The 6,341-nt window shown below is 69.2% G+C and carries 6 protein-coding genes and 1 pseudogene; 6 read left to right on the top strand and 1 reads right to left on the bottom strand.

The window, feature by feature from the left end; all coding sequences use genetic code 11:
* The 5 genes and pseudogenes from AC1DXV_RS29825 to clpB all read left to right on the top strand — a co-directional run.
* Positions 1-357 (top strand): annotated as a pseudogene (locus AC1DXV_RS29825) (GTP-binding protein); the annotation flags it as partial.
* 2 nt (positions 358-359) lie between these two features.
* A complete protein-coding gene (locus tag AC1DXV_RS29830; protein WP_052213088.1) occupies positions 360-740 on the top strand; it encodes a roadblock/LC7 domain-containing protein in 381 nt (126 codons plus the stop codon).
* A complete protein-coding gene (locus tag AC1DXV_RS29835) occupies positions 737-1,105 on the top strand; it encodes a hypothetical protein (RefSeq protein ID WP_477937058.1) in 369 nt (122 codons plus the stop codon). The genes AC1DXV_RS29830 and AC1DXV_RS29835 overlap by 4 nt, the downstream gene beginning before the upstream one ends.
* A 38-nt stretch (positions 1,106-1,143) precedes the next feature.
* Positions 1,144-1,503, top strand: coding sequence for a hypothetical protein (locus tag AC1DXV_RS29840; RefSeq protein ID WP_477872980.1), 360 nt, complete (start codon positions 1,144-1,146; stop codon positions 1,501-1,503).
* A 90-nt stretch (positions 1,504-1,593) separates the two neighbouring features.
* Positions 1,594-4,185, top strand: a complete 2,592-nt coding sequence (gene clpB / locus AC1DXV_RS29845) for an ATP-dependent chaperone ClpB (protein ID WP_477937060.1) — start codon at positions 1,594-1,596, stop codon at positions 4,183-4,185.
* A 6-nt stretch (positions 4,186-4,191) separates the two neighbouring features.
* Here clpB and AC1DXV_RS29850 read toward each other — a convergent pair whose 3' ends face one another.
* A complete protein-coding gene (locus tag AC1DXV_RS29850; RefSeq protein WP_477937062.1) occupies positions 4,192-5,589 on the bottom strand; it encodes a roadblock/LC7 domain-containing protein in 1,398 nt (465 codons plus the stop codon).
* A 199-nt stretch (positions 5,590-5,788) separates the two neighbouring features.
* Between AC1DXV_RS29850 and AC1DXV_RS29855 the strand changes: the two genes are divergently transcribed.
* A partial coding sequence (locus tag AC1DXV_RS29855) for an FAD-dependent oxidoreductase (protein WP_477937064.1) occupies positions 5,789-6,341 on the top strand: 553 nt, incomplete at its 3' end.

A 6,341-nucleotide genomic window follows, 5' to 3' on the forward strand; every position in this document is an offset into this window, starting at 1 on the left:
ACGCCCGGGCAGCTGCGCTTCGAGTTCATGTGGCAGATCCTTGCCGCCGATGCGCTGGCGCTGGTGATCCTGATCGACAACTCGCGGCCCGATCCGCTGAGCGACCTGGCCGACTACCTCGATGCCTACGGCACGCTGCTGCCGTCGATGAACGCCGTGATCGGCGTCGGCCGCACGCTCGAATGCCCGCTGCCGACGCTCGACGAGTTCAGCGACATCGTCGGTGGGCGCGGGCTGGTCGTGCCGGTGCTGGCCGTCGACGTGCGCGAGCGCGACGACGTGCTGATGCTGCTCGACATCGTGCTGGCCCAGGTCGAGGCGCGCGTCGACATGGGTGTCGAGGCCACACAGGAATGACAATGGACCGAAACGAGATGACCCGCCATGCCCAGCTGGCGGCGGAGGCCCTGATGGCCGATGTGAGCGGCGCGCGCGCCGTTCTGGTGGCCACGCCCGACGGTTTCGACCTGGCGCATGCCGGCGCCTTGCCGCTGGATGCCAGCCGGCTGGCCGCGATGGTGAGCTCGATGGCGGCGCTCGGCGACGCCGCCAGCCGCGAGGCCGCGATCGGCCAGCCGCATTGCATGGTGGTCGATTCGAGCGCCGGGCGCCTCGTGATGCGCAGCGTTCAATGGCGCGGCGAGCCGATGGTGGTCGTGCTGCTGGCCGACACCAGCGCGTTGCTCGGCATGGTGCTCAACGCGCTGAACGGCGTCGAGCGCAGCATGGGGACCGCATGAACCCGCGCGTCGTGGCCGAGGAGCTCGATGCGATGGCCGCGCAGCCCGGCATCGTCGGATGCGCGCTGGTCGACCCGGCCACCGGGCTGATCTGGCAGGCCAGCGGCCGCGTCGCCGATGCCGAGCGCACCTGGGAGGCTGCGGTCGACTACTGGCGGCTGCACGACCGGCAACGCAGCCACTTCGCGACGCTCGGCGAGCTGGCGGCGGCGGTGATGTACCACCGGGGCGGCGTGCTGGCGATGTTCCCGTGCTGCGTCGATCCCGACCTGCTGCTGGTCTCGGTCGGCGAGCACCGCGGCGTCGACTGGACCGACTGGYAGCGCAAGACGCGAGCCCTCGGCCGGCGCCTGCAGGCCAGCTGAATTCTTTTCTTCCCCCCCCACCTCCAAAAGGAACTGCCATGGCCACCATTCGCCAATCCCTCGACGACCTGCTCACCGTGGACGGCGCCATGTGCGCGGCGGTGGTCGATTCCGCCAGCGGCATGATGCTCGGCTCGGCCGGCTCGGGCCTCGACCTCGAGGTCGCCGCCGCCGGCAACACCGAGGTCGTGCGCGCCAAGGCCAAGACCATGCGCCAGCTCGGCCTGAACGACGTGATCGACGACATCCTGATCACGCTGGGCAAGCAGTACCACATCATCCGCCCGGTCTCGCGCAAGGAGGGCACGTTCATCTACTTCGTGCTCGACAAGGCCAAGTCCAACCTGGCGCTGGCCCGCCGCAAGGCGGCCGACGTCGAGCGCGAGCTGACGATCTGATCTGCATCAAGCCGGGTTCCCGCCGAGCGGGTTCCGGCTTGAAAATGGGGGCGAATGCCTCAAATCCCCTGCAATCGGAGGATTCGTCCCATGCGACTCGACAAGCTCACCACCAAGTTCCAGGAAGCGCTCGGCGAGGCCCAGAGCCTCGCGCTGAACCGCGACAACCCCTACATCGAGCCAGTGCACCTGCTGGCCGCGATGCTGGCCCAGACCGACGGCCCGAAGGCCTTGCTCGAACGCGCCGGCGTCAATTCGTCCAAGCTGCAGTCGGTGCTCGACGCCGAGTTGCGCAAGCTGCCGCAGGTGCAGGGCGGCGAGCAGGTGCAGGCGAGCCGCGAGCTCGGCGCGCTGCTGCAGGCCTCCGAGAAGGAAGCCACCAAGCGCGGTGACCAGTTCATCGCGAGCGAGATGTTCCTGCTGGCCGCGACCGACGCCAAGTCGGCGATCGGCCCGCTCGTCAAGGAGCACGGCCTGACCCGCAAGGCGCTCGAGGCCGCGATCGATGCGGTGCGCGGCGGCCAGAAGGTCGACAACGCCGATGCCGAAGGCCAGCGCGAAGCCCTCAAGAAGTACACCATCGACCTGACCGAGCGCGCCCGCCGCGGCAAGCTCGACCCGGTGATCGGCCGCGACGACGAGATCCGCCGCGCGATCCAGGTGCTGCAGCGCCGCACCAAGAACAACCCGGTGCTGATCGGCGAGCCGGGCGTCGGCAAGACCGCCATCGTCGAGGGCCTGGCGCAGCGCATCGTCGCCGGCGAGGTGCCCGATTCGCTGAAGAGCAAGCGGGTGCTGGTGCTCGACATGGCGCTGCTGCTGGCGGGTGCCAAGTTCCGCGGCGAGTTCGAGGAGCGGCTGAAGTCGGTGCTGAAGGAAGTGGCACAGGACGAGGGCCAGACCATCGTCTTCATCGACGAGATCCACACGATGGTGGGCGCCGGCAAGGCCGAGGGCGCGATCGACGCCGGCAACATGCTGAAGCCGGCGCTGGCGCGCGGCGAGCTGCACTGCATTGGCGCGACCACGCTCGACGAATACCGCAAGTACCTCGAGAAGGATGCCGCGCTGGAGCGCCGCTTCCAGAAGATCCTGGTCGGCGAGCCGACGGTCGAGGCGACCATCGCGATCCTGCGCGGGCTGCAGGAGAAGTATGAGGTGCACCACGGCGTCGAGATCACCGACCCGGCGATCGTCGCCGCGGCCGAGCTGAGCCACCGCTACATCACCGACCGCTTCCTGCCCGACAAGGCGATCGACCTGATCGACGAGGCCGCGGCCAAGATCAAGATCGAGATCGACTCCAAGCCGGAGGCGATGGACAAGCTCGACCGCCGGCTGATCCAGCTGCAGATCGAGCGCGAGGCGGTCAAGCGCGAGAAGGACGAAGCCTCGCAGAAGCGCCTGGGCCTGATCCAGGAAGAGATCGTGCGCCTGCAGCGCGAGGCCGCCGACCTCGAGGAGATCTGGAAGGCCGAGAAGGCCGCCGCCCAGGGCTCGGCCCATGTGAAGGAAGAGATCGACCGCATCCGCTTCCAGATCGAGGAGTTCAAGCGCAAGGGCGATTTCAACAAGGTCGCCGAGCTGCAGTACGGCAAGCTGCCCGAGCTGGAGAAGGCGCTGAAGGACGCGCAGGCCACCGAGGTGAAGAAGGGCGCCGACGCGAGCCGGCCGCAGCTGCTGCGCACGATGGTCGGTGCCGAGGAGATCGCCGAGGTGGTCGCGCGCGCGACCGGCATCCCGGTGTCGAAGCTGATGCAGGGCGAGCGCGAGAAGCTGCTGCAGATGGAGGGCAAGCTGCATGAGCGTGTGGTCGGCCAGGACGAAGCCATCACCGCGGTGGCCGATGCGATCCGTCGCTCGCGGGCCGGCCTGTCCGATCCGAACCGGCCGACCGGCTCATTCCTGTTCCTGGGCCCGACCGGCGTCGGCAAGACCGAGCTGTGCAAGGCGCTCGCCGGTTTCCTGTTCGACAGCGAGGACCACCTGATCCGCGTCGACATGAGCGAGTTCATGGAGAAGCATTCGGTGAGCCGGCTGATCGGCGCGCCGCCCGGCTACGTCGGCTACGACGAGGGCGGCTACCTGACCGAGGCGGTGCGCCGCAAGCCGTACAGCGTGCTGCTGCTCGATGAAGTCGAGAAGGCGCATCCGGACGTCTTCAACGTGCTGCTGCAGGTGCTCGACGATGGCCGCCTGACCGACGGGCAGGGCCGCACGGTCGACTTCAAGAACACGGTGATCGTGATGACCTCGAACCTGGGGTCGCACCAGATCATGCAGATGGCGGGGCAGGACCACGAGGCCATCCGCGCGGCGGTGTGGGAAGAGGTGAAGCAGCATTTCCGCCCGGAGTTCCTGAACCGCATCGACGAGACGGTGGTGTTCCATTCGCTGGACGCGAAGAACATCGAGGCGATCGCGCGCATCCAGCTGAAGGTGCTGGAGCAGCGGCTGGACAAGCTCGAGATGAAGCTCGACGTGTCACCGGCCGCACTGGCGGCACTGGCCCAGGTCGGGTTCGATCCGGTGTTCGGTGCGCGGCCGCTGAAGCGGGCGATCCAGCAGAAGATCGAGAACCCGGTCTCGAAGCTGATCCTCGAGGGCAGGTTCGGGCCGAAGGACGTGATCCCGGTCGACGTGAGCGGAACCGAGTTCAGCTTCTCGCGCGTCGTGCACTGAACCGGGTCAGTCGAGCAGGTTGTCCATCCGGCCGACCTGCAGCCTGACCAGCGTCAGGTTCGCATGCGTCTTGTCGAGCACCGCGTGCAGCGCCAGGCCGGAATGGTTGGGCACCGGGCGCACCAGCAGGTGGTGCGAGCCGAGCGTGATGGCCGCCTCGGGCACGGCGTGGCCGAGGCCCATCGTGCGGGCGGTCGCGGTCATTGCGCCGATCAGTGCGGCGCCGTGGTGGGCCAGGATGTCGGGGGAGGGCCGCGCACCGGCATGCACCAGGTCCTGGCCGCTCGCGATGTCGAACACGCAGCAGCTGACCATGCCGGTCAGCTCGATCAGCTGGTTCACGTAGCGCTGCAGCGGTGAATCCGGCTGCGTGGAGGYCATCGGCCGGGTTGGCGGCATCGGCCGCATCGCCGTCGAGGCGGGCGCGTTCACTGCCGCCTGCGCCGCCTGAGGTGTGGGCGGCATCGGTGCATACGAGGTCGGATAGGCGACCGCCGGCGGGGTGGCCAGCGGCAGCGTCGGGGTCGGCGCGGCCGGCGGGGGCACGGAGTTCGAGAACGATCCGGCGGGGCGGGGCGCCATCGGCGGCATCGAGGTGGGCGCGGCCTGCGGGGCGGCCTTCGCCACCGGCCGCGGATTCCCCACGCCTTGCTCGCGCAGCTTGTTCCAGGTGCCGCTGATGAAGCCCCAGGCGTCGGCCGGGCGGGTCACCTGCGGCGTCGTGCGCACGTTCACGCCGGTGCCGCGGCCCATGTCGGTGCCGAAGCTCGCGAGCGTGGCGGTGGTGGCCGTCAGCGGCAGCAGCAGCATGTGCCGGTTGAACCACGGGCCGGTCACCATCGCCTCGTGCAGCGGCTTCAGCGTCGATTCGAGCAGGTGAGCCGGCAGTGCGCCGACCATCAGCACCGCCAGCTGGCTGTAGCCCATCAGCACGCGGGCCAGCGCCAGGCGCGCCGTGGTGTCGGCATCGGCCTGCGTGGTGTACAGCCGCAGCAGGCTGCCGTCGGTGCCGGGAAAATCGAGGAACTCGAGCGTCGCGAGCGGCGTGCCGTAACCCTGGCGGCGGATCACCAGCTTCTGCAGCGAGCGGTTGCTGGCCGCGGCCACGCCGGCCAGCAGCTTGCGCGACGACACGGTGCCCACGTCGTGCAGCGCGATGTAGTCGGGGTGCAGCAACTCGAACTGCTGCTGCATCGCCTCGGCCGGGTCGCACGAGACGAACAGCTCGCGCTGGTCGGCGCTGACCTGGCGGCCGATGTCGCGCTGCTCTTCGGGAGCGTCGTCCTCGTCGTTGCCGAGGATCTGGGTGGCCACCACGGTCTGCGCGCGCGTGGCCTGCCAGCCGTCTGCGGCGTCGCCCTGCGCGGGTTCGGCGTCGGTGGAGAAAGGGGGAAGGCTCGACATGGGGGAACTTGCTGCTGGGGTGACCTGACGCGGCAGTGTAGGAGCTTGTTTCAGGATGTGACAGGGGCAAAGGTCGCAAAAAGCCTCGCCTTTCTCCGCCGACTTGGGGCTTGACGCGCGGCCGCGCCTTTGCCATGGGCGCCCAGGGGTGCAGGAGGCCGCCGATAGAATCGCCCGTCTCCCACTCTGCGTCCGCCTCATGGCCTCGTCGCGCGCTGAAGCTGTTTCCTCCCTGCCGGTCGTGATCGTCGGCGCGGGCCTGGCGGGATTGACCGTCGCGCTGCACATCGCACAGACCCGGCCGGTGGTCGTGCTGGCCAAGCGCAACCTCGACGAGGCCGCGACCGCCTGGGCGCAGGGCGGCATCGTCGGCGTGCTCGGCACCGACGACAGCATCGATTCGCACGTGCGCGACACGCAGGACGCCGGTGCCGGCCTGGTCGACGAGCACACCGCGCGCTTCATTGCACAGCACAGCGCGCAGGCGATCGAATGGCTGGTCGAGCGCGGCGTGCCGTTCTCGCCCGATCCCGAAGGCCCGCTCGGCCTGCACCTGACGCGCGAAGGCGGCCACGCGGTGCGCCGCATCGCGCATGCCGCCGATGCCACCGGCAAGGCCATCCACGACGTGCTGCTCGCCGAGGTGAAGCGCCACCCGAACATCCGCATGCTCGAGCGCTGGATGGCGGTCGACCTGATCACCTCGCGCCACCTGAAGCGTGACGAGCTGCCCCGCTGCTACGGCATCTACG

Source organism: Rhizobacter sp. P3_C12 (genome assembly GCF_056402735.1).